Raw genomic sequence first — 26,469 nt, 5'->3', positions numbered from 1 at the left:
CCATTGCGAGATCCATCGCCCCTCCTGAAAACCGAGTGTTCGCAATTGACGGCTGCCCGTCTCCCTACACATTATTGATTGCGCCGACTGTGCGGTAACACCCGCAATTTCCCCAGAAGGGTTTCCCCGTAGCCCAAAGGGGCGCAAAATCGGCGTTCGCCGCGCCGCTGCGTCGGAACCTTGCACGCCGACTTCTTCTCAACCGCTTTCTATCGCCCATTGCCATGCCTCAATTCCAGCAACAGGACATCATCGAGATCGCCAGGAACGGCTCCCTGCTCCGCTTCGCGCCGCAGGCGGGCGGCCGCCTGCTGTCGTGGGACATCGACGGCGAGTCGGTGATCTTCTGGCCCGAGCGCGCGGATTGGAGCCAGCCCGCGCGCGTGCGCGGCGGCAATCCGCTGCTCTTTCCGTTTCTCGGACGGCATTTCGTCGACGGTCAGATCGGCCGTTGGAAAGACGCGCAAGGCACGGTACGCGATCTGCCCATGCATGGCTTCGCGCGCGATCTGCCATTCGAGGCGACTGTCGACGAGGCCGCCCGCTCGATCAGCATGACGCTGACCGACAGCGATGCGACGCGCGCGGGCTACCCGTTCAGCTTTCGCTTCGAAGCGAAGTACACGCTCGTCGACGCGCATACGCTCGACGTCGATTTCGTCACGACCAATACGGGCGCCGCCGGCAGCGAGCCGCTGCCCTACTACGCGGGCCATCATTTCTACTTCACCCTGCCGCACGCGCAGCGCGGCGAGACGGTGCTCGAACTGCCGCGTACGGTACGCCGGCATCAGGAGCCGGACGGCTCGCTCAGCGCGTGCGAAGCGGGCCAGCCGGATTACCGGCTCGACGATCCGGGCATCCTGGACCGCTTTCATTGCCTCGACGGCGCGCCTGATCACCTCGTGCGCATGGTCGCGCTGGGCCTGAACCGCACCGTCACAATCGATTTGCAGCGCCCCGGTTCGGTGCCCTGGTTCGCCGTCACCACGTGGACCGAAAAGCCCGAATCGGATTTTTTCTGCGTCGAACCGTGGCTGGGTCTGCCCGATGCGATCCACAACCATCAGGGCCTGCGCTGGCTCGAGCCGGGCGACACGGAAACGGCGTCGCTGCGTATCGTCGTCGGCACGCTGCCCTGAGCGCGCCACAGCGCGCGCCCGCTCTTCGCGCGGCGTTGCGCGCGGCCCATTCTTCGCGCCGCCCTGCGGCCGAAAACGCGGGATGCCTTGCAAACCCGTTAGAATTGGACGTTTTGCATCTGCCGCGTGATCGGGATCGCGCGCGGCGGCGTCTTGCGAGGTCCAATGTTGACAACAAGAATCCGACGGCTGGTCTGCGTGTCGATGATCGCAGCACTGGCCGCATGCGGCTCGGCCCCCGTGGGTCCGGGCTACTATCGCGTCGAACGGGGCGACACGCTGTACAAGATCGCGCGCAGCAATCGCACGTCGGTACAGAGCATCGCGCGCTGGAACAACCTGTCGAATCCCGACTCGCTCGAAGTCGGCCAGGTGCTGCGTGTCGCGCCGCCGCCCGGTACGGCGGCGGCGAGCACAGGTTCGGCAAAGAGCAGTGGCAGCGCGGCGGCTTCGTCGGGCTCGCCTTCGTCATCGCCACGCAGTGCCGCAGCCGAGACGTCTTCGACACCGGCGTCGTCGATTTCGCTGATCTGGCCGGCAAGCGGCAATGTGATCCGCGGCTTCGACGGGACGAACTCGAAGGGCATCGACATCGCGAACACCGCGGGCACGCCCGTGTTCGCCGCGGCGGGCGGCACCGTCGTCTATGCGAGCAATGGTCTGCGCGGCTACGGCAACCTGCTGATCATCAAGCACAACGCGGACTATCTGACGGCGTACGCGCACAATCGCACGCTGCTCGTGAAGGAAGGCGAGACGGTGCAGCAGGGTCAGAAAGTCGCCGAGATGGGCGACTCGGACAACGACCGCGTGATGCTGCACTTCGAGCTGCGCTACGACGGCCGCTCGATCGATCCGACGCGCTCGCTGCCGCCGCGCTGAGCATGCTGCGGGCATGCACGCGATCTCATACATGAGGCATCGCGTGCAGCGTGCGGCTTGCGTCGGTTATATAGGCCACAGGCGAGGGCCAGGCCACAGCCCCTGGACAAGATGCGCGACCGCGCACACCGCGCAAGGAAACCCGACGGCACTTGCGCGGCTCCATCAGTCAGTCATGCGGGCCGGCACATTCGTTGCCCGGCGTGCCGGCACCGCTCGAATGGCGCAACGATACAGAGAGGATATTCCGATGAAAAACGCCCTTGCGGCAATTCGTGCAGCGGCCGCCAGCGCCGCGATCGTCGCGCTGGCTGGCCTCGCAGGCTGCGCGAGCTCCGGCTCGACGACGCTCACCTATCTGCCAAACGGCGAAACCGGCTTCGCGATCAACTGCAGCGGCAGTGACGCGAGCCAGAACTGGGGCGAGTGCTACAAGCGCGCCGGCGAAACATGCGGCGCGTATGGCTACGACGTGATCTCGAAGGACGTCGACAACGGCGCGACCGCGGGCGGCTCGCTCGGCGGCGTACTCGGCGCGAACGTGAAGAACCGTTCGATGGTGGTCCGCTGCAAGCAATAACGCTCGTGCGTCAGCCGCCGTTATGGTTGTCTGATGTTTATCGCGTATGGCAAAAAAAGGCCCGGCGCAAAGGCCGGGCAAACGGGGGTTCGGCGCATATCGGCAAAGGACCGGTTCACCATGCGCCGAAACGAAATCTAGCAACGCGCCTATAGCCACGCAATCGATTAATTGTGCGAATAGTGTGAGTCGGCGCACGGTTTGAAGTCGAACTGAATGTCGCGGCACTCGATTTGGAAACCGAATCAACTCGATTCCTTTAGTCGGATGGTTAGTCCGCGCAATAGCCTGTTGCCCGCAAACCCACGCATAGCGCGCCTTTCGGAACTTCATGAAATAACGCGTGCGAATCGGCTGACACTCATGCATTGCGTCAATTCACGCATTTCACTTCGATGATGACATGCGCAAAACTTGGTGCGCCAACGCACCCTTCCGTTACGATTCTTTGCGGGTTTTTTGTCAGATTTAACGGATGAAGAGCGGGCGCCATTGGGCTATTCGCATCGTTTATCGAATGCGGTATTAAAGCGCAAACGTTCAGCGATTAATCGGCTTATTGATGTGGCGGTTCGAGCATCGCGAAGCTGGCTTCGTTATTGCGTCGCGCTTCATGACGACGGAAAAGCCGCGCGGCCAAAATTGCGATCGTCGCCTATGGTTTATAGTTACGCCCGCCCGTGTCGGCGCTCGCCGCCCGCACGCCCAGTCACACTATGCTGTTCAACGATCGCCATGACTTCCTCCGATACGCCGCAAAGCCCGCTCTACCAGAAACTGCTCGGTGAAACCGCGAAGATCGGCTGGACGGAACTCGAACGCTTCTTTGCGCGCGGCATGCTGTTGCGCGTCGCGCGCGATCTCGATCTCGTGCGCGTCGCCGAGGCGATCGCCAACGACGACACGACGCAGGTCACGCAATGGCTGTCTGCGGGCCTCGTCGAGCGCGTGCAATCGGAGACGGCCGCCGACTTCGCGGCACGCGATCCGGACCTGTGGGCCGTCGTCGTGTCGCCGTGGGTCTGCGTGCAGGAGCGCGGTTGAACGACCGCGCGAACGATCGCGCCGGAGACCCGGCCGCGCTGGACGCTCCGTCCGCATCCGCTGTGCCCGTACGCTGGCATCGACGCGTGCTGACGCTCGCGTTTCCGATCGTCCTCGCCAATCTGACCCAACCAGTTCTCGGCGCCGTCGATACTGCCGTCGCCGGGCATCTGGACAGCGCGTCGTACCTCGGCGGCGTGGCCCTGGGCGGACTCTTCTTCAACTTCGTGTTCTGGGGATTCGGCTTTCTGCGCATGGGCACGACGGGGCTCGTCGCGCAGTCGTTCGGCGCCGACGATCAGGCCGGTCTGCGCATGAACATCGTGCGCGCGCTGCTGCTCGCGTTCGCGATCGGCGCCGTTGTGCTGGCCTTGCAGGTGCCGCTGATCGACTTCGCGGTGCGCGCGATCGGCGGCAGCGATGAAGTGCAGCGCCATGCGCGCGCCTACTGTCACGCGCGCATCTGGGCCGCGCCGCTCGCGCTCGCGAACTATGTCGTGCTCGGCTGGCTTCTCGGCACGCAGCGCGTGCGCGTCGCGCTGGTCACGCAGGTGTTCATCAACACCGTGAACATCGTCGCCGTGCTGCTGTACGTGTATGCGTTCCATTGGGGCGTCGCGGGCATCGGCGCCGCGACCGCGACAGCCGACGCGCTCGGCTTCGCGTTCGGCGCCGTGCTGCTATGGCAGATGCGTCCGCGCGGCCTGCCGCCGCTCGAACGCGCGGCGCTGCTCGATCGCGATGCGTTGAAGCGCATGGTCGCGATCAACCGCGATATCTTCGTTCGCACGATGTGTCTGCTCGGCACGTTCGGCTGGTTCGCGCATCTCGGCGCGCGGCAAGGCGACGCCACGCTCGCCGCGAATGCGCTGCTGCTCAACTTTCAGACCTTCATGGCGTATGGGCTCGACGGCTTCGCGCACGCGGCCGAGGCACTCGTCGGCGCGGCGATCGGCGCGCGCAATCGCGATGCGTTCCAGCGCGCCGTCAAGGCGACGATGCTCTGGGCGGCGCTCGGCGCGCTGTGCTTCACGATCGTCTACTGGGCGGCGGGGGCGCGGATCGTCGAAGGACTCACCGATCAGCCCGCCGTGCGCGCGACGGCGCAAGCCTTCCTGCCGTGGACAGCGCTTTCGCCCGTCGTTTCCGTCTGGGGTTTTCTGCTCGACGGCGTGTTCATCGGCGCGACGCGCACGCGCGATCTGATGACGTCGATGATCATCTCGCTGGGCGTATTTCTCGCGGCATCATGGGCGCTCCTCGGCCCCTACGGCAATCATGGCCTCTGGGCCGCGCTGCTGCTCTTCATGGCCGCTCGCGGCCTCACGCTGGCACGCTTGCTGCCGTGTCTCGCGCGTGACGTGGGGCCGGCTGCGACGGCCCGTCACGGCTGAGTAGCGTCTGCCTTGTGCCGATGCAAATCGCTCTGAGCGCGCGCTTTATTTCGGCGCGACGGGCGCGTCGATCATTGCAGGCGGGCGATCGTCGGTCGGCACGCCGTGATAGTCCGCCGGGTCCTTCGGCGGCACGCGATGATGAATGGTCGTGTCGTCGGCACATGCCGACAGGGCGAACAGCGAAAACAGCGAGGTGGCCAGCAGGAAGCGCTTCATAAACGTGTCGAACGGAAGTGAGCATCGACGAATGATGTCGGGGTCACGAGTCTACCCGCAAAGCGCATTGTGCGTCGCGTCAGCGGTCTTGATCCGCATTGCACCAACTGGCGACGGTTGTCCTACTATGTAGCCATATGGTTGCAGTCGCTGAAGGAGACAGCCATGGATGCCGAATCGATCGCAGGCCTGATTGGACTCGCTGTGGGATTGCTGGTGCTGCTCGCACTATCGGTTTTCGAATCGCGCACCTATCGCCGCGAACATCACGGCGAAGGGATGATGCACCACTGGCTCGCCGAGCATCACGTGTTCGACAAGATGCGCCGCAGGCACTGAGTTCTACGCGCCGCGCTTGCGGCGCGCGTTTTTTGTTCGCCTGAATTTTCGCAGGGCACGTGCGTCGGTCTGACGGGCGCACGTCGTCTGCATGCGCGTGTCCGCGCTTTCCAGGCGCGGCGTTTGTGCGCGTTCAACGCGCGCTTCCTCTCGTTTTCCGCCCTTCGCCTCCCGTCATCTCCGCTGCGAGCCGGGCATATGCCTTGCTGATTTGTAAGCCGTGAAACGCGCATCCGGCGCGTTCGACAATCGGCCCGGCGGCCGCGCGTCGTCATGCTGCTCTCGCACGCGTCGAGCGGTCTCCATCCGTGGCCCGGCCATATAAGGAGAGATAACATGACCCTCGGAACCATTCTGTTGATCGTGGTAATCCTGCTCTTGATCGGCGCGCTGCCAAGCTGGCCCTATAGCCGAGAGTGGGGCTACCGCCCGACGGGGCTCGTCGGCGTGGTGCTGATCGTCGTCATTGTGCTGCTGTTGATGGGACAGATATGACCGCGATGCCTGACGGCTGGCTGCGACCGAGATTGACGCGCAATCGTCAATGCGGATACAATCTCTGGCTCGCGTCGGAGCGTAGCGCAGCCTGGTAGCGCATCTGATTTGGGATCAGAGGGTCGAAGGTTCGAATCCTTTCGCTCCGACCACCAATAAAGCTGTCGACAAAACCCGTGTCACCTCTGGTGCCACGGGTTTTTTCTTTTCAGCTTGTCTACGCGCGAGACGGGCTCGAAGCAGCCAACGAAGAACCGTCCGACCGCATCGCCCGAAAACACCCGCCGACAAAACAAAACTCCCCTCACCGCGCGTTGTCCATACTGTCGATACCAGCCGATACGAGCCCCTGGAGACATCGCAATGAACCTGATCCTCTGGCGTCATGCCGAAGCCGAAGACGTCGCGTCGAGCGACCTCGCCCGCCAGCTGACGGCACGCGGCCGCAAGCAGGCGCAGGCGTCCGCGAAATGGCTGCGCGCGCGCCTTTCCGACGATGCCGTCATCCTCGCGAGCCCCGCCACGCGCACGGTGCAGACGGCCGAATCGCTGACGGACCAGTACCGCGTCGTGCGTGAAATCGCGCCGGACGCCAGCGCCACCGATATCCTCACGGCTGCCGGCTGGCCCGACGGCATCGCGTCGACGGTCGTCGTCGTCGGCCATCAGCCGACGCTCGGCCACGTCGTCGCGCGCCTGCTCGCCGATAGCGGCGCGAGCTGGTCGATCAAGAAATCGGCGATCTGGTGGATCGAAAGCCGCAACCGCGGCAACGACGGAGAAGCAGTCCTGCGCGCGGTGATCGGCCCCGACTTTCTTTGATCCGCGCCGCGTGTTCAGACGTGGCAGAAAAACAGCGAATGACCGTCGAAGGCGCCACGAAAGCGTCGGCCTTACGACACGTCATCGAATCGTCATAGCATTGCCACGTGAGCGTCACCGGGCATTACTACATTGGCGTCGAAGCGAATTTCACATTTTCGACCAGGAACGCCAATGCGAGAACTGCCGACGCCAACCCTGCCCTTCGCATCGATCCTCGAGCCGCGGCGCCGCCTGCCGCGCACGGAAGAAACGGTCACTGCCCAGCATCGTCTGCAAGTGTCGTGGGCTCGCACCGACGAGGAGCTTCGCGAAGCGCAGCGTCTGCGTTACCGCGTCTTCGCCGAGGAGATGGGCGCGTGCCTGTCCGGTCCCGCCGGCCTCGACGTCGATTCGTTCGACGCTTACTGCGATCACCTGATTGTCCGCGATCTCGACACGCTCAAGGTCGTCGGCACGTATCGCGTGCTGCCGCCGCACCAGGCGGCGCGCATCGGCCGTCTGTACGCCGAGGGCGAGTTCGACATCTCGCGCCTCACGCACCTGCGCTCGAAGATGGTCGAAGTGGGCCGCTCGTGCGTGCACCCCGACTATCGCAGCGGCTCGGTGATCATGTCGCTGTGGGCGGGGCTCGGCTCGTACATGCAGCACAACGGCTACGAGACGATGCTCGGCTGCGCGAGCGTCGCGATGGCCGACGGCGGCCACTACGCGGCGAACCTGTACGCGTCGCTGCAAGACGACGTGCTGACCGCGCCCGAATATCGCGCGTTCCCGCACACGCCGTTGCCTGTCGACGAATTGCAGACGGGCGCGAAAGTCGCGCCGCCGCCGCTCGTCAAGGGCTATCTGCGCCTTGGCGCGAAGATTTGCGGCGCACCGGCCTGGGACCCCGACTTCAACACGGCTGACTTCCTGACGCTGTTCCGCCTGTCGGAGATCAACGCGCGTTACGCACGCCATTTCCTCGGCGACGTGCTGCCGCGTTAAGCGACTCGCGAGCGCATTGCGCGGTTCGAGCCGCGCAATGCGCGATGCGCAATACCTGGCGACAGGCAACGCGTTCGCCTCATCGCGAACCGGATACATCGAAGAGAAAAACAAAAAAGCCCGGCAATCGACGGGCTTTTCTGTTTGCAGCATGAGATGCGATGCACACGCGCAGCTTCCACATCGAAAGCGCATGCGGGTTGGGCGATCAATCGTCCGTATAGACGACGCGATACGGCGTGCGAATCTTCTCCCACTCCGCCGCTTCCTGGATCAGGCTGTAGTCCGTCAGCGGATTGTTCGCGACCCACGAATTGGGCAGGCGTACTTCGTAGCCGGCGTTCGCTTCCGCGACGTGGATCTCCGGCAAACCGGCATCGGCACGGCGACGGCAAAAGAGCGCTGCAAGCCGCAGGCAGAACAGCAGCTTCCATTCGAGATCGCGCGTCTGCGCGAGCTTGCCGAGCTTGCCCGCATGGCCGACGACAAGCGCCGCAAGGCGTGCCTGATCGGTGCGCGAAAACCCCGGCATGTCCGCGTTGCTCGCGATATACGCCGAATGCTTGTGATACGCGCTGTGCGAAATCGACAGGCCGATTTCATGCAGTGCAGCGGCCCAGCCGAGGAACATCCGGTTCTCTTCGCGCACTTCCGCATCGGGCTCGTCGAGCTGATCGTAGAAGTTCACGGCGAGTTCGCCGATACGGCTCGCTTGCGCGCGATCGACGCCGTAGCGCCGCATGAAGCCTTCGACCGTGATCGTGCGCATGTCCTGATGCTGCGAACGGCCAAGCAGGTCGTACAGCACGCCCAGGCGCAATGCGCCGTCCGTCGTATCGACGTAGTCGACGCCGAGCTCGTCGAACACCGCGATCATGATCGAGAGCCCACCCGCCAGCACGGGCACGCGGTCCGGCTTGAGCGCGACGAGCTTGAGCCGGTTGACGTTTTCCGCCTTGATCAGCGCGCGCTTCAGACGTTCGAGGCCACCTCGCGAAATGCCGTGCGTGATGCCCTGATCGTTGAAGCCGTTCGCCTCGACGAGTTCAGCCAACGCGCGCGCCGTGCCCGACGAGCCGATACCCTGCTCCCAGCCTTCCGCCTTGTAGTCGGCCGAAATGATCTGGATTTCGCGCGAGGCCGCGAGTTCGGCCTGGCGCATCGTGTATTCGTCGACGTTGCCCGACGGGAAAAACTGCCGGCTGTGGCTCACGCAGCCGATATACAGGCTCTCCATTCTGATCGGCGTGTAGTGCGAACCGATGATGAATTCCGTCGAGCCGCCGCCGATGTCGACGACGAGCCGCTTGCCCGCGCTCGCCGGCACCGAATGCGCGGCGCCAGCATAGATCAGGCGCGCTTCTTCACGGCCTGCAATGACTTCGATGGGAAAACCGAGCGCCGCTTCCGCTTCGCCCAGAAATTCCTCCGCATTCTTCGCGACGCGCAGCGTGTTGGTCGCGACGGCGCGCACATGATCGGGATGGAAATCGCGCAGACGCTCGCCGAAGCGCTTGAGCGCATCCCACCCGCGCACCTGCGAAGCGCGGTCCAGCATTTTCTCGCGCGACAGTCCGGCTCCGAGCCGCACCGGTTCGCGCAGCGCGTCCACCTGATAGATCTGGCTGCCCGCGTCGGTTTCTTCGACGCGGCCCACGATCAGACGGAAGCTGTTCGAGCCGAGATCGACGGCGGCGAGTAGTGGCGGAGTATTGACCATCGGGAAGGGGGACCTCATGCGCGCGGATGCTGCGCCCCTGACGGACACATGCGTCACCGCGTTGTTCAAAGTCGCCATTTTAAGCGTACCGGACATCGCGCTGTCACCTCCGCCATTGTCGTGCGCTATGGTCACATATAGTTACGTCATATTTACGACATGCGGAGTCAAAAGCGTAAAATTACGAAAAACCTCAATTCACGCACCTGTCATCATACTGTGAGAATTTCCGAGCGTCCTTTCGAGTCACCTTCCGATCTCTCATTCTCACCGCCGATGTCCAACCGCTACCCTCTTTTGAATCGCGAGCTGGGCATTCTGGGGTTCAACGAGCGTGTGCTCGCACAGGCTGCAGACCCGGCTGTCCCTCTCCTCGAACGCTTGCGCTTCATCTGCATCACCAGCAGCAATCTCGACGAATTCTTCGAAGTCCGCATGGCCGGCCTTCAGGAACAGATGCGCGACAACCCTGGCGCGCTATCGCCTGACGGCATGTCGCTGCAGCACGTCTACGATCTCGTCGTCGAGCGCGCGCAAAAGCTGGTGCATCGTCAGTACACGATGCTGCAGGACACCGTGCTACCCGCGCTCGAAGACGAAGGCATCTACTTTCACGGCACGGAAGCATGGAACGAAGCGCAGACGCAGTGGGCGCGCGACTACTTCTTCGATGAACTGCTGCCCGTGCTGACGCCGATCGGCCTCGATCCCGCGCACCCTTTTCCGCGCGTGCTGAACAAGAGCCTGAACTTCGTCGTCGAGCTGGAGGGCAAGGACGCGTTCGGCCGCCAGGCCGTGATGGGCATCGTGCAGGCGCCGCGCGCGCTGCCGCGCCTCGTGCGCATGCCGCAGGAACTGTCCGGCTATCCGCATGGCTTCGTGCTCCTGAGTTCGCTGCTGCAACGCTTTGTCGGCGAGCTGTTTCCGAATCTGGTCGTGCGCAGCTGCAACCAGTTCCGCATCACGCGCAACAGCGAACTGTTCGTCGACGAAGATGAAATCACGAACCTGCGCGTCGCGCTGCAGGGCGAACTGCCCGCGCGCCATCTGGGCAATGCGGTGCGGCTCGAAGTATCGGCGGAAACGCCCGCGCATCTCGTGCGGCGTCTGCTCGACGAAAGCGGTCTGACGCAGAAGGACTGCTATTACGTCGACGGCCCCGTGAATCTCGTGCGTCTGATGCAATTGCCCGAGATGGTCGACCGGCCCGATCTGAAGTTCGTCCCGCACATTCCCGCTACGCCGCCTCAGATCGCCAACAGCGCGAGCCTCTTCGACGTGATCGATCAGGGCGACGTGCTGCTGCATCATCCGTACGAGAGCTTCCAGCCGGTGCTCGAATTGCTGCTGCAAGCCGCGAAGGACCCGAACGTCGTCGCGATCAAGCAGACCATCTATCGCACGGGCACCGATTCGCCGCTGATGGACGCGTTGATGCAGGCCGCGCGCAACGGCAAGGAAGTGACGGTGGTCGTCGAGCTGCTCGCGCGCTTCGACGAAGAGACGAACATCAACTGGGCGTCGCAGCTCGAAGCCGTCGGCGCGCACGTCGTGTACGGCGTGGTCGGCCACAAGTGCCACGCGAAGATGATGCTGATCGTGCGGCGCGTATCGGAAGGCGGCAAGTCGATTCTGAAGCGCTACGCGCATCTGGGCACGGGCAACTATCATCCGCGCACGGCACGGCTCTATACCGACTTCGGCCTGATGACGGCCGATCAGAATATCTGCGAAGACGTGCACCATGTGTTTCAGCAACTGACGGGCATCGGCGGCGAGTTGCCGCTGCACGAGTTGTGGCAATCGCCGTTCACGCTGCATCCGAAGCTCGTCGAAGCGATTCGCGCGGAGGCCGAGCATGCGCGAGCGGGCAAACGCGCGCGCATCGTCGCGAAGATGAACGCGCTGCTGGAGCCGACCGTCATCGCGGAACTGTACGAGGCCTCGCAAGCGGGCGTGAAGATCGATCTGATCGTGCGCGGCGTATGCTCGCTGCAGCCGGGCGTCGAAGGGCTGTCGGAGAACATCACGGTCCGCTCGATCGTCGGTCGTTTCCTCGAACATCACCGCATCTTCTACTTCCACGACGACGGCCGCGAGCAGGTCTATCTGTCGAGCGCCGACTGGATGGACCGCAACTTCTTCCGCCGCGTCGAAGTCGCATTCCCGGTCAACAACCGGCGCCTGAAGCGCCGCGTGATCGCGGAAGGCCTCTCAGCATTCCTCGGCGACAACCAGGCCGCGTGGCTGATGCAAAGCGACGGCCACTATCGCCGGCGCCGTCCGGGCAAGTCGTCGCGCAATGCGCAGATGAGTCTCCTGGCGAAATTCTGTTCGTAAGCGCCGCGCCCCGCGATTGGGCGGACATGCAAAAAAGCCCGCAAATTGCGGGCTTTTTCGTTTCAGCGCGCCGTCTCGCGCCTGAACGTTACGCTGGGTCTCAGGCGGCCGTCGTATGCAGCAGCGCCGTGCGCGCGGCCGGAAAGCGCACCGTGAACGTGCTGCCGCGGCCTTCTTCGCTTTTCACTTCGAGTTGCGCGTCGTGCCGTTGCAGCACGTGCTTGACGATCGCGAGCCCGAGGCCCGTGCCGCCCGTGTCGCGCGAGCGGCTGCGATCGACGCGATAGAAGCGCTCCGTCAACCGCGGAATATCCGCAGCGGGAATGCCGAGGCCGCTGTCGGCGACAACGAATGCCGCCTGTCCGCCTTGCGCGCGCCAGCTCACGTTGATCGAGCCGCCGTCGGGCGTATAGCGGATCGCGTTCGTGACGAGGTTGCCGAACGCGCTCAGAATTTCCGTTTCGACGCCCGTGACCGTGAGCGCTTCGTCAGCATCGAACGCAATCCGATGACGTCCCGCCGACAGGCTTTCCGCATCTTCCTGCAGATGCCGGATCACCGCGCGCATATCGACCAACTGGTTGCTCGGCGGCTTGTTGTCGCCTTCGAGCGTCGCGAGCACGAGCAGATCGCTGACGATGTGCTGCATCCGCTGCGCCTGCTGCATCATCAGATCGAGGTAGCGCGCGCGTTCGTCGTCATCCAGCGGAATATCGCGCATCGTTTCGAGAAAACCCGCGAGCACCGTCAGCGGCGTCTTCAGTTCGTGCGACACGTTGGCGACGAAATCGCGGCGCATCGCGTCGGTGCGCTCGAGCTCGGTGATGTCCTGCGACAGCACGAGCTTGCGGTTCTCGCCGTACGGGAACACCTGCACCGAGAGCACGTTCTGCCGCTTGTCGCCCATGCCGCGCATGATCAGCATCTCGTCGTATTGATGCGAGTTCAGGTAGCGGACAAAGTCGGGATGACGCACGAGATGCGTGATGTGCTGACGCAAGTCGCGTTTCGCGTCGAGGCCGAAGTGCTGCTCGGAAATCGCATTGCACCACTCGATCTGATCGTGATCGTCAAGCATCGCAACGCCGTTCGGCGATGCCTGGATCGCCTGAATGAAGCGCGAGTGCTGCTGCTCGACCTGGCGCACCTGCGCGTGCCAGCGCTTCGCGAGCTTGTGCAGCCGGTAATAGATTTCGCCCCAGATGCCTGGCGCACTCGGCACTTCGCCGTAGACGGGCGCATCGAGCAGCCGCCATAGACGCTGCTTGTGGAACGTGCTGAAGATACCCTGCGCGAGCAGCGCAATCACGGCGAGGCTCAGCGCTACCTTCGTATTGACGAATATGCCGACTGCCACGCACAGAACAGCGAGGAGCACGAGCGATACCAGGGAGCGCGCCCAGATGATGTTCATGTGTTCCTGCGACGTTAGAGACCAGACCTTGAGACATCAGAGACAACAAAGCGCGCTGCGGTGAGGCCTCGCAGCGCGCTTCGTATTGCCGGCCAGTGTACCTTATGCGCTCTTGGCCAGACGATAGCCGCTGCCACGCACCGTCTCGATCATCGCATCGCAACCCGCGGGCTTGAGCGCCGCGCGCAGCCGCTTGATATGCACGTCGACCGTGCGCTCTTCGACGAATACGTGATCGCCCCACACCTGATCGAGCAATTGCGTGCGGCTATGCACGCGCTCCGGATGCGTCATGAAGAAATGCAGCAGGCGGAATTCCGTCGGACCGAGGTCGAGCTTGATTTCGTTGCCTTCCGCATGAGCGGCCACGCGGTGCGTCGCCGGGTCGAGCTTCAGGCCGTTGATCGCAACGACGTCTTCCGTCAGTTGCGGCGCGCGACGGCGCAGCACCGCCTTGATGCGCGCCATCAGTTCCTTCGGCGAAAACGGCTTCGTGACGTAGTCGTCGGCGCCGATTTCGAGGCCGAGCACCTTGTCCTGCTCGTCGCCGCGCGCGGTCAGCATGATGATCGGGATGTGCTTCGTGCGCTCGTTGTTGCGCAGGTCGCGCGCGAACGCGATGCCCGATTTGCCCGGCAGCATCCAGTCGAGCAGCACGAGGTCGGGAAGCACATCGCTGATCAGGTTCTGCGCCTGTTCGGCGTTGTACGCACGAATCGGACAATGGCCCGCATGTTGCAAGTTGACCGAGATCAGCTCGGAAATCGCGGGTTCATCTTCGATAACGAGAATACTGCTGGGCATCGGCGCCTCTTGATAAACGAAATGCTATGGGAACGGTTTGCCGGATTCGATCGGTTGCGTATCAAGGGCACATCAGCTGAGCGCTTCGCGCTCGAGCGCGTCGCGCCCCTTGTGCCGCACGTCAGTGCCCTTCACCACGTAGATGATGAATTCGGCGATGTTCTTCGCGTGGTCGCCGATCCGCTCGATCGCCTTCGCGATGAAGAGGAAATCGAGGCCCACGGAAATCAGCCGCGGATCTTCCGTCATGTACGAAATCAGCTTGCGGACGAAACCGCGGAATTCCTCGTCGATCGCCTTGTCGTCGCGCACGATCTGCGCGGCGGCCACGGTGTCGAGGCGCGCAAACGCGTCGAGCGCGCGGCGCAGAATGCTCACGGCCATCTCGCCCGACAGCTTGATTTCGGCGATGTTGATCGTGCGCGCCGCGCCGTCTTCCGAGAGACGCTTCGTGCGCTTCGCGATCTTTTCGGCTTCGTCGCCGGCGCGCTCGAGATTCGTGATCGTCTTCGAGATCGCCATCAACAGGCGCAGGTCGCGTGCCGCCGGCTGACGGCGCGCGATGATGTTGCTGCACTCTTCGTCGATCTCGACTTCCATCGTGTTCAGGCGCTCTTCGGCTGCGATCACCTGATCGGCGATGCCCGTGTCGAATTCGTTCAACGCGTTCATCGCGGCGACGATCTGCGCCTCGACGAGGCCGCCCATTTCGAGCACCTTCGAGGACACGAGATTCAGGTCGGCGTCGAACTGGCTGGACAGGTGTTTATCCGTCATGTCGTACTCCCTAAGCTTGCGCCGTGCGCTTAGCCGAAGCGGCCCGTGATGTAGTCTTCCGTTTCCTTGCGGACGGGCTTGATGAATATCTTTTCGGTGTCGCCGAATTCGATCAGCTCGCCGAGGTACATATAGGCAGTGTAGTCCGAGCAACGCGCGGCCTGCTGCATGTTGTGCGTGACGATCACCACCGTATAGTCGCTCTTGAGTTCGGCGATCAGCTCTTCGATGCGGCCCGTCGAAATCGGGTCGAGCGCCGAGCACGGCTCGTCGAGCAGCAGCACTTCAGGACGGATCGCAATGCCGCGCGCAATGCACAGGCGCTGCTGCTGGCCACCCGACAGGCCGTAGCCGCTCTGGCCGAGCTTGTCCTTCACTTCGTTCCACAGCGCGGCCTTCGTCAGCGCCCACTCGACGCGGTCGTCCATCTCCGAGCGCGACAGCGTTTCGAACATCTTCACGCCGAATGCGATGTTGTCGTAGATCGACATCGGGAACGGCGTCGGCTTCTGGAACACCATGCCGATGCGCGCGCGCAGCAGCGAGATGTCGCGCTTCGACGTGAGCAGGTTTTCGCCGTCCATCAGGATTTCGCCTTCGGCGCGCTGCTCGGGATAGAGCGCATACATCTTGTTGAACGTGCGCAGCAGCGTGGACTTGCCGCAGCCCGACGGGCCGATGAACGCCGTCACCTTGCCTTCGGGGATCTGCAGGTTGATGTTCTTCAGCGCGTGGTACTTGCCGTAGAAGAAGTTCAGATTGTTGACTTCGATTTTCGGTTGCGCGGGCGCTGCCGCATGACCGCTCTGGGCCGGGTCGAAACCAGCGGGTGACGCCGGGCGCTCGATGGGATTCAGGTGACTTTCTGCCATGTTCATCGGATCGCTCCGCCCTTAACTTTTCGAAAAGATCGTCCGCGCGAGAATGTTGAGTCCCAACACCCCGAGCGTGATCAGGAATACGCCAGCCCACGCGAGCGACTGCCATTGCGCAAACGGGCTCATCGCGAACTTGAAGATCGTGACCGGCAGGTTCGCAACCGGCTGATTCATGTCCACAGAGAAGAATTGATTCGACAGCGCCGTGAAGAGCAGCGGCGCCGTTTCGCCGGCGATACGCGCGACGGCGAGCAGCACGCCCGTGACGATGCCCGCCACCGACGCCTTCAGCGTGATCGACAGCACCATCTTCCACTTCGGCGTGCCCAGCGCGAAGGCAGCTTCACGCAGCGCGTTCGGCACGAGCTTCAGCATGTTCTCGGTCGTGCGGATCACGATAGGGATCTGCAGCAGCGCGAGCGAAATCACGCCCGCCCAGCCGCTGAAGTGGCCCATCTTCGCGACGACCAGCGCATACACGAACAGACCGACGACGATCGACGGCGCCGACAGCAGAATGTCGTTGATAAAGCGCGTGACGCTCGCGAGCCAGCCCTTCTGGCCGTATTCGGCGAGATATACGCCCGCCATGATGCCGATCGGCGTGCCGACGAACGTCGCGAGCACGACGAGCAGCAGGCTGCCGACGATCGCGTTCGCGAGACCGCCGCCGTCCGTGTTCGGCGGAGGCGTCGATTGCGTGAAGAGCTCGACGGACAGGCCGCCGATGCCCAGACGCAGCGTCGTATAAAGAATCCACACGAGCCAGATGATGCCGAACGCCATTGCCGCGAGCGACAGGCTCAGCGCGACCACATTGGTCGCCTTCCGGCGCCTTTGCAGCTTGTTGCGCATCGCTTCGAGCGCTGCGCTGTCGTTGCTGCCCGGCATGTTCAACGTGGGTTGGCTCATTTCGCGCCCTCCCCTTTCTCGAGGCGAAGGAGCATGATTTTCGAAATCGCCAGCACGATGAAGGTAATCACAAACAGAATCAGGCCGAGTTCCATCAGCGCCGACGTATGGAGCCCTGGGCTCGCTTCCGCGAATTCGTTCGCGAGCGCCGACGTGATGCTGTTACCCGGCGAAAACAGCGAAACGTTATCGAGCAGGTTCGTATTGCCGATCACGAACGTGACAGCCATCGTCTCGCCGAGCGCGCGGCCGAGGCCGAGCATCACGCCGCCGATCACACCCGTCTTCGTGAACGGCAGGACGATCTTCCACATCACTTCCCACGTCGTGCAGCCGATGCCGTATGCCGATTCCTTCAGCAGCACGGGCGTGACTTCGAACACGTCGCGCATCACGGATGCGATGTACGGAATGACCATGATCGCGAGAATGACGCCCGCGCACAGGATGCCGATGCCGATCGGCGCGCCCTTGAAAAGGGCTCCGATGACCGGCATGCCGGAAAGCAGCGAGCCGAGCGGCTTTTCGAACCACGTCGCGAAGATCGGCGCAAAGACGAGCAGACCCCACATGCCGTAGACGATCGACGGAATCGCGGCGAGCAGCTCGATCGCGATGCCGAGCGGCCGACGCAGCCAGGCAGGCGACAGTTCAGTCAGAAAGAGTGCGATGCCGAAGCTCACGGGCACCGCGATGATGAGGGCGATGATCGACGTCGCAATCGTGCCGTAGATGGGCACCAGCGCGCCGAACTGCTCCGAAGGGGGATCCCAGTCCGCCGTCCACAGGAAGGCGAAACCGAATTTCTCGATCGTCGGCATCGAAGCGACGATCAGCGACACGATAATGCCGCCGAGCAGCAGTAACGTGACGATTGCGGAAAGCCGTGCGAGGCCGCCGAAAATAATGTCGCCGGCGCGGCTGGGCGCCTTTTGCGCCGTGCTGCCGGGCGGAGTCGACCGGGCCGCGTCAGAAGAGAGAGGGAGGTCGGACATGGGAGCTGTAAACCTGTTTCCGCGTTTCCGGTTGCCGCATGGCGTATGCCAGACGGCCAGTACTACGGCCGCCGGGCTTCGTCGAAGCCGGGCGGCCGGCCGCGCGCATCATGCAGATCTCATGCGCGCGGTAGATGCTGCCACGAGGTAAGGATTACTCGGCGAGCGACTTGCCCGATGCGTCCTTGACCTTTGCCTTCCATTGCGTCTTGATTTCCGACACGACCGATTCCGGCAGCGAGATGTAATCCAGATCGTTCGCAGCCTGGCCGCCGTTCTTGAACGCCCAGTCGAAGAACTTCAGCGTTTCCGCGCCTTGCGGACCCTTTTCCTGCGTCGTGTGCAGCAGCACGAACGTCGCGCCGACGATCGGCCATGCGTTCTTGCCCGGCTCGTTCGTCAGGATCTGGTAGAACGACTTCGACCAGTCAGCGCCTGCTGCCGCTGCCTTGAACGTTTCCGTCTTCGGCTCGACCACTGCGCCCGACGAGTTCTTCATGTCGACGTAGATCATGTGGTTCTGCTTCGCGTACGCCCACTCGACGTAGCCGATCGCGCCCGGCAGACGCTGCACGAATGCCGCGACGCCGTCGTTGCCCTTGCCGCCCGTACCCGTCGGCCAGTTGACCGTCGTGCCTTCGCCGACCTTGGACTTCCATTCGGTGTTGACCTTCGACAGGTAGTTCGTCCAGATGAAGCTCGTGCCCGAGCCGTCAGCGCGGCGGACCACGGCGATGTCCGTATCCGGCAGCTTCGCCTTCGGGTTCAGCGCGGCGATAGCCGGGTCGTTCCACTTCTTGATCTTGCCGAGGTAGATGTCGCCGAGCACTTCGCCCGACAGCGTGATTTCACCAGCCTTCACGCCCGGAACGTTGACGACGGGCACCACGCCGCCGACGACCGTCGGGAACTGGAACAGGCCGTCCTTGGCCAGTTCGTCGTCCTTCAGCGGAGCGTCCGAGCCAGCGAAGTCGACCGTCTTGGCGACGATCTGCTTGATGCCGCCCGACGAGCCGATGCCCTGGTAGTTGACCTTGCCGCCGCCCGTCTTCTGGTAAGCGTCAGCCCACTTCGTGTAGATCGGTGCTGCAAAGGTGCTGCCCGCGCCAGTGATGTCGGCGGCTTGCGCTGCGATCGCGAAGAGAGCGCCAGCCATGCCAGCGAACGCGGTTTGCATCAGTTTCATGTTTTCTCCGGTTGGTATGAGCGTGTGACACGACACCGCGAAGAATAGTGGCCGATTATGACGGTACTGTGACTATCCGTGACTTTCCCGTGACAGTCTTATTACGTACCCGAAAGGCGCGATGTCAGGGTTTCTACTGTCGAAAACGATGCGTCGCGAATGGGCGGTTTACCGCCCCGAATTGACGGACGCTAACGTTTGCATCCGCAACGCATGCACCACTCATCCGCCATGGCGCCGCCCACGTGTGACCCGACTGCGGACACAAAAAAAGGGCGACATCTGGCCGCCCTTCCCGTTGAAACGCTGCTTCTGGAAATCAGGCGGTCGCCTGCTTCACCACTTCGGCGATCGTTTCGGCGTGATACAACGCATCTTTCTCGCGCGCGGCCTCGACCATCACGCGTAGCACGGGCTCGGTGCCCGATGCGCGGATCAGCACGCGGCCGCTGCCATCGAGCGCGTCCTCCGCAGCACTGATCGCGCGGCGAATCGCCTCGCTGCCCTTCCAGTCCGCGCCCGGCTGCATGCGCACGTTGATCAGCTTCTGCGGGAAGAGCGTGACGCCTTCCAGCAGTTGCTCGAGCGAACGGCCGCTGCGCTGCATCGCGGCCAGCACGAGCAGCGCGGACACGATGCCGTCGCCCGTCGAATGCCTATCCAGCGACAGAATGTGACCGGAGCCTTCCGCGCCCAGTTCCCAATGATGCTCGCGCAGTTTCTCCAGCACGTAGCGGTCGCCGACGGCGGCGCGAACGAACTGCACGCCCGCCTTCTTCAGCGCCACTTCGACGGCCATGTTGGTCATCAGCGTGCCGACGGCCCCTTCGACCTTGCCTTGCGTCGCGATCCGGTCCTTCACGAGCACGTACAGCAGTTCGTCGCCGTTGTAGAGGCGGCCGTTCGCATCGACGACCTGCACGCGATCCGCGTCGCCGTCGAGCGCAATGCCGATATCCGCCTTGTTCGCGCGCACGGCGCGCACGAGCGCATCGGGCGCGGTCGCGCCGACGCCGTCGTTGATGTTGAAGCCATTCGGCGAGACGCCGATCGTGATCACGTCTGCACCCAACTCGTGAAACACGTGCGGCGCGACGTCATACGCGGCACCGTGCGCGCAGTCGATCACCAGCTTCATGCCGCGCAGATCAAACGCCTGTGGGAACGTGCTCTTGCAGAACTCGATGTAGCGGCCAGCCGCGTCGTCGAGACGCCGCGCCTTGCCTAGACGTCCGGACGGCGCGCATTCGAGCGGCTTGTCCAGCTGTTCTTCGATCAGCGACTCGACTTCATCCGGCAGCTTGTTGCCGTCGGCGGAGAAGAACTTGATGCCGTTGTCGTAATAAGGATTGTGCGACGCACTGATCACGACGCCCGCCGCGAGACGCAGCGCACGCGTGAGATACGCGACGCCGGGCGTAGGCATCGGACCGGCCAGCATCACGTCGACGCCCGCCGCCGCGAAGCCCGATTCCAGCGCGGCTTCGAGCATGTAGCCCGACACGCGCGTGTCCTTGCCGATCAGCACCGTGGGACGCGTGCCCGTTTTCGCCCACCTGTCGGCGCCCGCGAGCACCTTGCCGGCCGCATAGCCGAGCCGCAACACAAAGTCCGGTGTGATCGGCGCGTCGCCGACCTTGCCCCGTATGCCATCCGTTCCGAAATATCGACGTGCCATAGTGTACTGTTCCTTCCCAAGCGTGGAGATCAGGCGCGTCGCGCAGCGTCGCGCGTCGCCGCCCAAACTTTCAGTGCATCAACCGTTTGCGCGACATCATGCACACGGATGATCGCGGCGCCCCGTTCGGCTGCGCACACGGCGGCAGCGACGCTCGCCGCTACCCGTTCCGGCGCTGGCCGGTTGACGACCGCCCCGAGCATCGACTTGCGCGACATGCCGGCCAGAATGGGCAGCGGCGCGCCGACCGTCGGCGCGATCTGCGGCAGATGCGCAAGCAGGGTGTAATTATGATCGACCGTCTTTCCAAATCCGAATCCGGGATCAACGCTGATGCGATTTTTCGCAACGCCAGCGTCAATCATTGTCTTGACGCGCTCGTCGAGAAATGCGCGGACGTCGGCCACGACGTCGTCGTAGACGGGCTCCTTCGCCTGCATCGTTTGCGGGTCGCCCAGCATGTGCATCACGCACAGACCGCACTGGCTGTCGCGGACGGCATCGAGCGCGCCGGGCATCCGAAAGCCCCAGATATCGTTGACAAGATCAGCACCTGCAGCCAGCGCATGGCGCATCACCTCGGGCTTGTAGGTATCGACGGAAAGCGGGACGTTCGCATCGCGCAACTGCTCGACGAGCGGGATCACGCGCTCCAGTTCCTCGTCGAGCGGCACGGGCGGCGCCCCTGGGCGCGTCGACTCGCCGCCGATGTCGATGATGTCGGCGCCGTCGAGCAGCATGCACTCCGCCTGGCGCAGCGCCTCGCCGCGCAGCACGTATCGGCCGCCATCGGAAAAGGAATCAGGTGTGACGTTCAGAATGCCCATCACGAGCGGGCGTTCGAACGACAGCGTGAATCGGCCGCATTGAAGCGGTTCGGGGATCGGAAAAAACGGGGAATCGGCGTTTGACACGAGATGGACTACGAAGAAGTTGGCGGGAATCGCGCGACAGAACCACAGTGCGCGTAGCAGCATTAGAAATGAAAACGGGCCGGTGTGCAGCACACCGGCCCGTATAAACCACTCAACCCGTCATCAAGCAGGAGCAGTCGCGCTGCCCGGCTTCACTTCCGCGCCCGGGCTGCTGCCGCCCGACGATGCATCGCCGGGAGACGGCGTGCTCTTCGGCGAGCGCGGCGGACGGCCAGCCATGATGTCGTTGATCTGATCGGCGTCGATCGTTTCCCACTCCATCAGCGCGGCGGTCATCGCTTCGACCTTGTCGCGATTCTCTTCCAGCAAACGCTTCGCGAGGTTGTACTGCTCGTCGAGCACGCGGCGGATTTCCGAATCGACCTTCTGTTGCGTCGCCTCCGAGATCGAACGCGTGAAGCCGCGGCCAAACGGCGACTGGTCATTCTCGTCGTCGACGTAGACCATCGGTCCAAGCGCGTCGGTCATGCCGAACCGGGCGACCATTGCGCGGGCCGTCGACGTCGCCTTATTGAAGTCGTCCGATGCGCCCGTGCTGATCAGGTTCAGGAACAGCTCTTCCGCAACACGGCCGCCGAACAGAATGGCGAGACGATCCAGCAGATAGTCCTTCGAATACGTTTCGTTGTCGTGCTCCGGCAACTGCCATGTCACGCCCAGCGCACGGCCGCGCGGAATGATCGTGACCTTGTGCACCGGGTCGGCCTTCGGCAGCAGCTTTGCGATCACTGCGTGGCCCGACTCGTGGTAAGCCGTCGCGCGCTTCGCGTCTTCGCGGATCACGGCGGATTTGCGCTCAGGACCCATGAAGATCTTGTCCTTCGCGTCTTCGAAATCCTGCATCTCGACGATGCGCTTGCCACGACGCGCGGCGAACAGCGCCGCTTCGTTCACGAGGTTCGCCAGATCAGCACCCGAGAAGCCCGGCGTGCCGCGCGCGATAACCGCTGCGTCGACGTCGTTCGCAATCGGCACCTTGCGCAGGTGCACCTTCATGATGTGCTCGCGGCCACGGATATCGGGCAGACCAACGTACACCTGGCGGTCGAAACGACCCGGACGCAGCAGCGCCTTGTCCAGCACGTCCGAACGGTTCGTTGCGGCGATCACGATCACACCCGAGTTCGCCTCGAAGCCGTCCATTTCGACGAGCATCTGGTTCAGCGTCTGTTCGCGTTCGTCATTGCCGCCACCCATGCCGGCGCCACGATGACGGCCGACCGCGTCGATTTCGTCGATGAACACGATGCAGGGAGCGTGCTTCTTCGCCTGCTCGAACATGTCGCGCACGCGGGCAGCACCGACGCCGACGAACATTTCGACGAAGTCCGAACCCGAAATGCTGAAGAACGGCACCTTTGCTTCGCCAGCGATGGCGCGTGCCAGCAGCGTCTTACCCGTTCCCGGCGGGCCGACCAGCAGCACGCCGCGCGGGATGCGGCCACCCAGCTTCTGGAATTTCTGCGGATCGCGCAGGAAGTCGACAAGTTCAGATACTTCTTCCTTCGCCTCGTCACAGCCAGCGACATCTGAGAAGTTGATCGCGTTGTTGTTCTCATCGATGAGACGCGCCCGGGATTTACCGAACGAGAAGGCACCGCCTTTCCCGCCTCCCTGCATCTGCCTCATCATGTAGAACCAGAACCCGATGATCAGGATTGTCGGCCCGAGATAGTACAGCGCGGACACCAGTGCGTTCGGCTCGTCATCTGCCTTGCCGCTGACCTGCACGCCATACTTCATCAGGTCGCCGACCATCCAGATGTCGCCCGGCGACACGATCTGATATTTCTGACCGTCCGCCGGCGTCACCGTGAGGTTACGCCCCTGGACGATCACGCTCTTGACCTTGCCGCTTTTCGCGTCGTCCATGAACTGCGAATAAGAAACGCCTTCCTGGACACGGGGCTTGTCGAACTGCTTGAACACCGTAAACAGCACCAGTGCGATTACCAGCCACACTGCTGCTTTGGAAAACATGTTGTTGTTCAAAGCACCACTCCTTCACTCATAGACAAGCGCCTACATTTGCCTTGCGGCACCACTCAGGCATTCTAATCCCTTCCGGGGACCCCTGCCATAAGCATTCGCTACCGCATAAATAGCGTACCGCGCAATCTCAGCGCTCTTATTTTCCGGCGTACCGGAATGCGGGCTCACATATCACTGGACCCATTTTCAACTTGGCCGTTTCAAATGCTTGCCCAGAATAAACGTCTCGGACGACTTGTCCCGGGATGCTTTCGGCTTGCGCGCGGCCACCGTCTTAAACTGGTGCTTGAACTTTTCGACAATCTGGCTATAACCGCTGCCGTGAAAACATTTGACTAAAAGGGCACCATCGGGTTTCAGGTGGTTTTGGGCGAATTCCAGTGCGAGGTCGCATACATGCTCGATTCGCGCCGCGTCCGCCACCGCCACTCCAGACAGGTTGGGCGCCATATCCGAAATTACAAGATCAACCGCGCGATCTCCGACGACTTCTTCCAGTTGCTGGAGGACATCGTCCTCGCGAAAGTCGCCCTGGATGAAGTGCACGTCCGCGATCGGCTCCATCGGGAGCAGATCGAGCGCGATGATCGTGCCGTCGATTCCGCCTTCGCGCTGCGCGTCGCGGTGCTTGCCCTGCGAGAGCTTGTTGCGCACGTACTGGCTCCAGCTGCCGGGCGCCGCGCCCAGATCGACGATGATCTGGCCAGGCCGGATCAGCTTGTCCTGCTCGTCGATTTCCTTCAGCTTGTAGGCCGCACGGGCGCGATAACCCTCCCGCTGCGCCATTTTCACGTACGGATCGTTGATGTGGTCGTGCAGCCACGACTGGTTGAAGCGGTTTTTTGCCATTAAACGTTGAACTCTTGCTACGTGATGCCGCACTTTTAGCGGATAATACGCGTTCAATTTGCGCGGCTGCGGCTTGGGCCGTGTTCCGCGCTCGTGGTTCTGCTTGCAGTCCGCGCCGCCGTCCTGTTCATGCTGACGCCGGCGCCGCGTTCATCGCAGTCTTCTGCGCAGTTTTCTTTTTCTCGCGCGCGCCCCGCTGAACAATGGACTGACGGGTCCCAGCCGCGGGCGATGCCATTTTAGTCGAGTCTTCCACTTTCCATGCCAGCACTCAAAGTTTCTTCCGAACAACGCGCCGAATTGCGCTCCCGGGCTCACGCGCTCAAGCCGGTCGTGATCGTCGGCGCCGAAGGGCTGACCGACGCCGTGCTGGCCGAAATCAAGGTCAACCTGAAGGCGCATCAGCTGATCAAGATCCGGGTATTCGGCGACGAGCGCGAAGAGCGCATCGCGATCTACGAAGACATCTGCGACCGGCTGAATGCGGCACCTATCCAGCATATCGGCAAACTGCTCGTGATCTGGAAACCCGAATCGGCGCGTGCAGAACGCGCGCCTGCTGCGAAATCGAAGCGCGGCGCGCTGCCGAGCGCGCGCGAGGCCATCTCTGAAGAGCCGACGAAGAAAGGCGGCGCGCCGCGCGTCGTCAAGGTCGTCAAAGCGACCGACAACCCGATGCGCCGTCCGAAGCCGCAAAAAGTACTCGTGCGCGGCAACGAGCGCGTGACGGCCGGCGGCAACATCAAGAAAGCAAAGAAACGCCAGACAAGCGCAAAGCGCATGCATCAGTCGAAGTAAATCCGGAGTGGCGCGGAAATCCGAATCGACATTTGGACTGCGCTATGCGAACCGGGATTGCCGGCCGTCGCCTCATGCGGCGATCGGCCGCGCTCAGCGGGGACTTGCGAACGTCAATCAGCCTGCGGGCTGAATGCGCTCTTGTACAACGTGTACAGCAACTTACCCAGCCGTCCTGCCCGCGACGCGCCCCGCGCCCTGCTCCACCACGAGATTCGTGCCCCCCGGCAGTTTCCACGCGAGCACGACGCCCAACAGACTTTCGATCAGATAGAACACGCTCGACACACCGTGCAGCATGCCGAAACGGCTCGCATAAACAGAGTGGCCGACGTCGGTCCCCGCTTCCTGCGCGGCGATGCGCAGTGCATTCATAAACGGCTGCAGCGCGAAGTAGCCAACCAGCACGCAGACCAGCATGCCGGTGATCAGCCAGCGCAGACGCCGATACGCATCGCCGCCGCGCCGGACTAGCACATTGCATAGCGCGAGCAGCAACACGCCGCATACCACGCCGATCACGCCTTCGATCCGGAACAACTGCGCCGCGACCGCGCCCGCCGTCATCCGATCGAGCGATGTGAACAGCACGGGCGCCACCGCATAGCCGATGGTCAGCAGACTGCCGACCCAAACGACCGTCAGCAGCCTGAACAGACGATGCGGCATCGAAGACACGACAGCGGCCTCAGACGTAGCGGACCGCGATGATTTCGTACTCGCGCACGCCGCCCGGCGCCTGCACCGCCGCGACATCGCCTTCCGACTTCCCGATCAGCGCGCGAGCGATCGGCGAGCTGACGGAAATGAGGCCATGCTCGAGATCGGCTTCGTCATCGCCGACGATCTGATAAGTCACCTCATCGCCCGAATCCAGGTCCTCCAGGTCGACCGTCGCAGCAAACACGACGCGGCCATCGGCCTCGAGCGCGGCGGGATCGATGACTTGCGCCGCTGCCAGCTTCGATTCGATTTCGGCGATACGGCCTTCGATAAAGCCCTGCTTCTCTTTCGCGGCGTCGTACTCGGCGTTTTCCGACAAGTCGCCTTGGGCGCGCGCTTCCGCGATCGAACTGATGACAGCGGGACGTTCAACCGATTTGAGGCGCTGCAACTCGTCGCGCAGCTGGTCTGCGCCGCGCTTCGTCAATGGAATAGTGCTCATAAACAGCTCTTGTGGCAAAAAACAGCCATAAAAAAAATCACCGCGGTTAAGTGCATCCCATACCGGCGCTGGAGCGTGGCGCAAAGCCCGATCTGGCACCTCAGGGACGCCGCTTAACC

At 63.0% G+C, this 26,469-nt stretch carries 26 protein-coding genes and 1 tRNA gene; 12 read left to right on the top strand and 15 right to left on the bottom strand.

What is annotated here, in order from left to right:
• The first annotated feature begins 224 nt into the window (after window positions 1-224).
• The 5 genes from AABE10_RS09050 (at window position 225) to AABE10_RS09030 (ending at window position 5,042) form a co-directional block, all read left to right on the top strand.
• Complete coding sequence (locus AABE10_RS09050) at window positions 225-1,142, top strand: aldose epimerase (RefSeq protein ID WP_342932911.1); 918 nt, start codon at window positions 225-227, stop codon at window positions 1,140-1,142.
• 165 nt (window positions 1,143-1,307) lie between these two features.
• Window positions 1,308-2,024: a peptidoglycan DD-metalloendopeptidase family protein gene (locus AABE10_RS09045; RefSeq protein WP_342932910.1), complete on the top strand. Its 717-nt coding sequence runs from the start codon at window positions 1,308-1,310 to the stop codon at window positions 2,022-2,024.
• 250 nt (window positions 2,025-2,274) lie between these two features.
• A complete protein-coding gene (locus AABE10_RS09040; RefSeq protein WP_342932909.1) occupies window positions 2,275-2,604 on the top strand; it encodes a hypothetical protein in 330 nt (109 codons plus the stop codon).
• Between the two features lie 735 nt (window positions 2,605-3,339).
• A complete protein-coding gene (locus AABE10_RS09035) occupies window positions 3,340-3,648 on the top strand; it encodes a DUF2288 domain-containing protein (RefSeq protein ID WP_342932908.1) in 309 nt (102 codons plus the stop codon).
• Window positions 3,645-5,042 carry an MATE family efflux transporter gene (locus AABE10_RS09030; RefSeq protein WP_342932907.1) on the top strand — a complete coding sequence of 466 codons (1,398 nt, stop codon included), beginning with the start codon at window positions 3,645-3,647 and terminating at the stop codon, window positions 5,040-5,042. The genes AABE10_RS09035 and AABE10_RS09030 overlap by 4 nt, the downstream gene beginning before the upstream one ends.
• A gap of 45 nt (window positions 5,043-5,087) precedes the next feature.
• Here the strand turns inward: AABE10_RS09030 and AABE10_RS09025 are convergent, their stop codons facing one another.
• Window positions 5,088-5,261 carry a hypothetical protein gene (locus tag AABE10_RS09025; RefSeq protein WP_342932906.1) on the bottom strand — a complete coding sequence of 58 codons (174 nt, stop codon included), beginning with the start codon at window positions 5,259-5,261 and terminating at the stop codon, window positions 5,088-5,090.
• Between the two features lie 165 nt (window positions 5,262-5,426).
• On the opposite strand from AABE10_RS09025, the gene AABE10_RS09020 reads away from it, so the two are divergent.
• From AABE10_RS09020 to AABE10_RS09000, 5 genes are all read left to right on the top strand, one after another.
• Window positions 5,427-5,600 carry a hypothetical protein gene (locus AABE10_RS09020; RefSeq protein ID WP_342932905.1) on the top strand — a complete coding sequence of 58 codons (174 nt, stop codon included), beginning with the start codon at window positions 5,427-5,429 and terminating at the stop codon, window positions 5,598-5,600.
• Between the two features lie 336 nt (window positions 5,601-5,936).
• The gene (locus AABE10_RS09015) at window positions 5,937-6,095 is read left to right on the top strand and encodes a DUF3309 family protein (RefSeq protein WP_342932904.1); all 159 of its coding nucleotides are present in this window, start codon (window positions 5,937-5,939) and stop codon (window positions 6,093-6,095) included.
• A 75-nt stretch (window positions 6,096-6,170) separates the two neighbouring features.
• Window positions 6,171-6,247, top strand: a tRNA-Pro gene (locus tag AABE10_RS09010).
• A gap of 211 nt (window positions 6,248-6,458) precedes the next feature.
• The gene (locus AABE10_RS09005; RefSeq protein WP_342932903.1) at window positions 6,459-6,917 is read left to right on the top strand and encodes a SixA phosphatase family protein; all 459 of its coding nucleotides are present in this window, start codon (window positions 6,459-6,461) and stop codon (window positions 6,915-6,917) included.
• Between the two features lie 174 nt (window positions 6,918-7,091).
• Window positions 7,092-7,907, top strand: a complete 816-nt coding sequence (locus tag AABE10_RS09000) for a GNAT family N-acetyltransferase (protein WP_342932902.1) — start codon at window positions 7,092-7,094, stop codon at window positions 7,905-7,907.
• Window positions 7,908-8,115: 208 nt separating this feature from the next.
• Here AABE10_RS09000 and ppx read toward each other — a convergent pair whose 3' ends face one another.
• Window positions 8,116-9,705, bottom strand: a complete 1,590-nt coding sequence (ppx, locus tag AABE10_RS08995; protein ID WP_342932901.1) for an exopolyphosphatase — start codon at window positions 9,703-9,705, stop codon at window positions 8,116-8,118.
• A 198-nt stretch (window positions 9,706-9,903) separates the two neighbouring features.
• Between ppx and ppk1 the strand changes: the two genes are divergently transcribed.
• Window positions 9,904-11,967, top strand: a complete 2,064-nt coding sequence (gene ppk1 / locus AABE10_RS08990) for a polyphosphate kinase 1 (protein ID WP_342932900.1) — start codon at window positions 9,904-9,906, stop codon at window positions 11,965-11,967.
• Window positions 11,968-12,067: 100 nt separating this feature from the next.
• On the opposite strand, the gene phoR is transcribed toward ppk1, so the two are convergent.
• The 11 genes from phoR to AABE10_RS08935 form a co-directional block, all read right to left on the bottom strand.
• Complete coding sequence (phoR, locus tag AABE10_RS08985; protein WP_342932899.1) at window positions 12,068-13,381, bottom strand: phosphate regulon sensor histidine kinase PhoR; 1,314 nt, start codon at window positions 13,379-13,381, stop codon at window positions 12,068-12,070.
• Between the two features lie 102 nt (window positions 13,382-13,483).
• A complete protein-coding gene (gene phoB, locus AABE10_RS08980) occupies window positions 13,484-14,185 on the bottom strand; it encodes a phosphate regulon transcriptional regulator PhoB (RefSeq protein ID WP_007748110.1) in 702 nt (233 codons plus the stop codon).
• 72 nt (window positions 14,186-14,257) lie between these two features.
• Window positions 14,258-14,962 (bottom strand): phosphate signaling complex protein PhoU, encoded by a 705-nt coding sequence (gene phoU, locus AABE10_RS08975; protein ID WP_342932898.1) that lies wholly within the window; start codon window positions 14,960-14,962, stop codon window positions 14,258-14,260.
• A 29-nt stretch (window positions 14,963-14,991) separates the two neighbouring features.
• A complete protein-coding gene (pstB, locus tag AABE10_RS08970) occupies window positions 14,992-15,840 on the bottom strand; it encodes a phosphate ABC transporter ATP-binding protein PstB (RefSeq protein WP_087733601.1) in 849 nt (282 codons plus the stop codon).
• Between the two features lie 15 nt (window positions 15,841-15,855).
• A complete protein-coding gene (pstA, locus tag AABE10_RS08965) occupies window positions 15,856-16,752 on the bottom strand; it encodes a phosphate ABC transporter permease PstA (protein WP_342932897.1) in 897 nt (298 codons plus the stop codon).
• Window positions 16,749-17,747, bottom strand: a complete 999-nt coding sequence (pstC, locus tag AABE10_RS08960; RefSeq protein WP_342932896.1) for a phosphate ABC transporter permease PstC — start codon at window positions 17,745-17,747, stop codon at window positions 16,749-16,751. The genes pstA and pstC overlap by 4 nt, the downstream gene beginning before the upstream one ends.
• Window positions 17,748-17,901: 154 nt before the next feature.
• The gene (gene pstS / locus AABE10_RS08955) at window positions 17,902-18,933 is read right to left on the bottom strand and encodes a phosphate ABC transporter substrate-binding protein PstS (protein ID WP_342932895.1); all 1,032 of its coding nucleotides are present in this window, start codon (window positions 18,931-18,933) and stop codon (window positions 17,902-17,904) included.
• A gap of 319 nt (window positions 18,934-19,252) precedes the next feature.
• Window positions 19,253-20,611 (bottom strand): phosphoglucosamine mutase, encoded by a 1,359-nt coding sequence (glmM, locus tag AABE10_RS08950; RefSeq protein ID WP_342932894.1) that lies wholly within the window; start codon window positions 20,609-20,611, stop codon window positions 19,253-19,255.
• Between the two features lie 29 nt (window positions 20,612-20,640).
• Window positions 20,641-21,525 carry a dihydropteroate synthase gene (gene folP, locus AABE10_RS08945; RefSeq protein WP_342932893.1) on the bottom strand — a complete coding sequence of 295 codons (885 nt, stop codon included), beginning with the start codon at window positions 21,523-21,525 and terminating at the stop codon, window positions 20,641-20,643.
• A gap of 123 nt (window positions 21,526-21,648) precedes the next feature.
• A complete protein-coding gene (gene ftsH / locus AABE10_RS08940) occupies window positions 21,649-23,538 on the bottom strand; it encodes an ATP-dependent zinc metalloprotease FtsH (protein WP_090867143.1) in 1,890 nt (629 codons plus the stop codon).
• A 186-nt stretch (window positions 23,539-23,724) separates the two neighbouring features.
• Window positions 23,725-24,387, bottom strand: coding sequence for an RlmE family RNA methyltransferase (locus AABE10_RS08935; RefSeq protein ID WP_342932892.1), 663 nt, complete (start codon window positions 24,385-24,387; stop codon window positions 23,725-23,727).
• A gap of 261 nt (window positions 24,388-24,648) precedes the next feature.
• Between AABE10_RS08935 and AABE10_RS08930 the strand changes: the two genes are divergently transcribed.
• The gene (locus AABE10_RS08930) at window positions 24,649-25,185 is read left to right on the top strand and encodes a YhbY family RNA-binding protein (protein ID WP_342932891.1); all 537 of its coding nucleotides are present in this window, start codon (window positions 24,649-24,651) and stop codon (window positions 25,183-25,185) included.
• 162 nt (window positions 25,186-25,347) lie between these two features.
• On the opposite strand, the gene AABE10_RS08925 is transcribed toward AABE10_RS08930, so the two are convergent.
• Both AABE10_RS08925 and greA read right to left on the bottom strand, forming a co-directional pair.
• A complete protein-coding gene (locus AABE10_RS08925; protein ID WP_342933092.1) occupies window positions 25,348-25,854 on the bottom strand; it encodes a DUF4149 domain-containing protein in 507 nt (168 codons plus the stop codon).
• Between the two features lie 19 nt (window positions 25,855-25,873).
• Window positions 25,874-26,350 (bottom strand): transcription elongation factor GreA, encoded by a 477-nt coding sequence (greA, locus tag AABE10_RS08920; RefSeq protein ID WP_342932890.1) that lies wholly within the window; start codon window positions 26,348-26,350, stop codon window positions 25,874-25,876.
• Between the last annotated feature and the right edge of the window lie 119 nt (window positions 26,351-26,469).

The sequence above is a fragment of the Paraburkholderia diazotrophica genome, from assembly GCF_038900755.1.
GTDB lineage: Bacteria > Pseudomonadota > Gammaproteobacteria > Burkholderiales > Burkholderiaceae > Paraburkholderia > Paraburkholderia diazotrophica_A.
The sequence above is the reverse complement of the archived record's forward strand: the minus strand, read 5'-3'. Positions and strand labels throughout refer to the sequence as shown.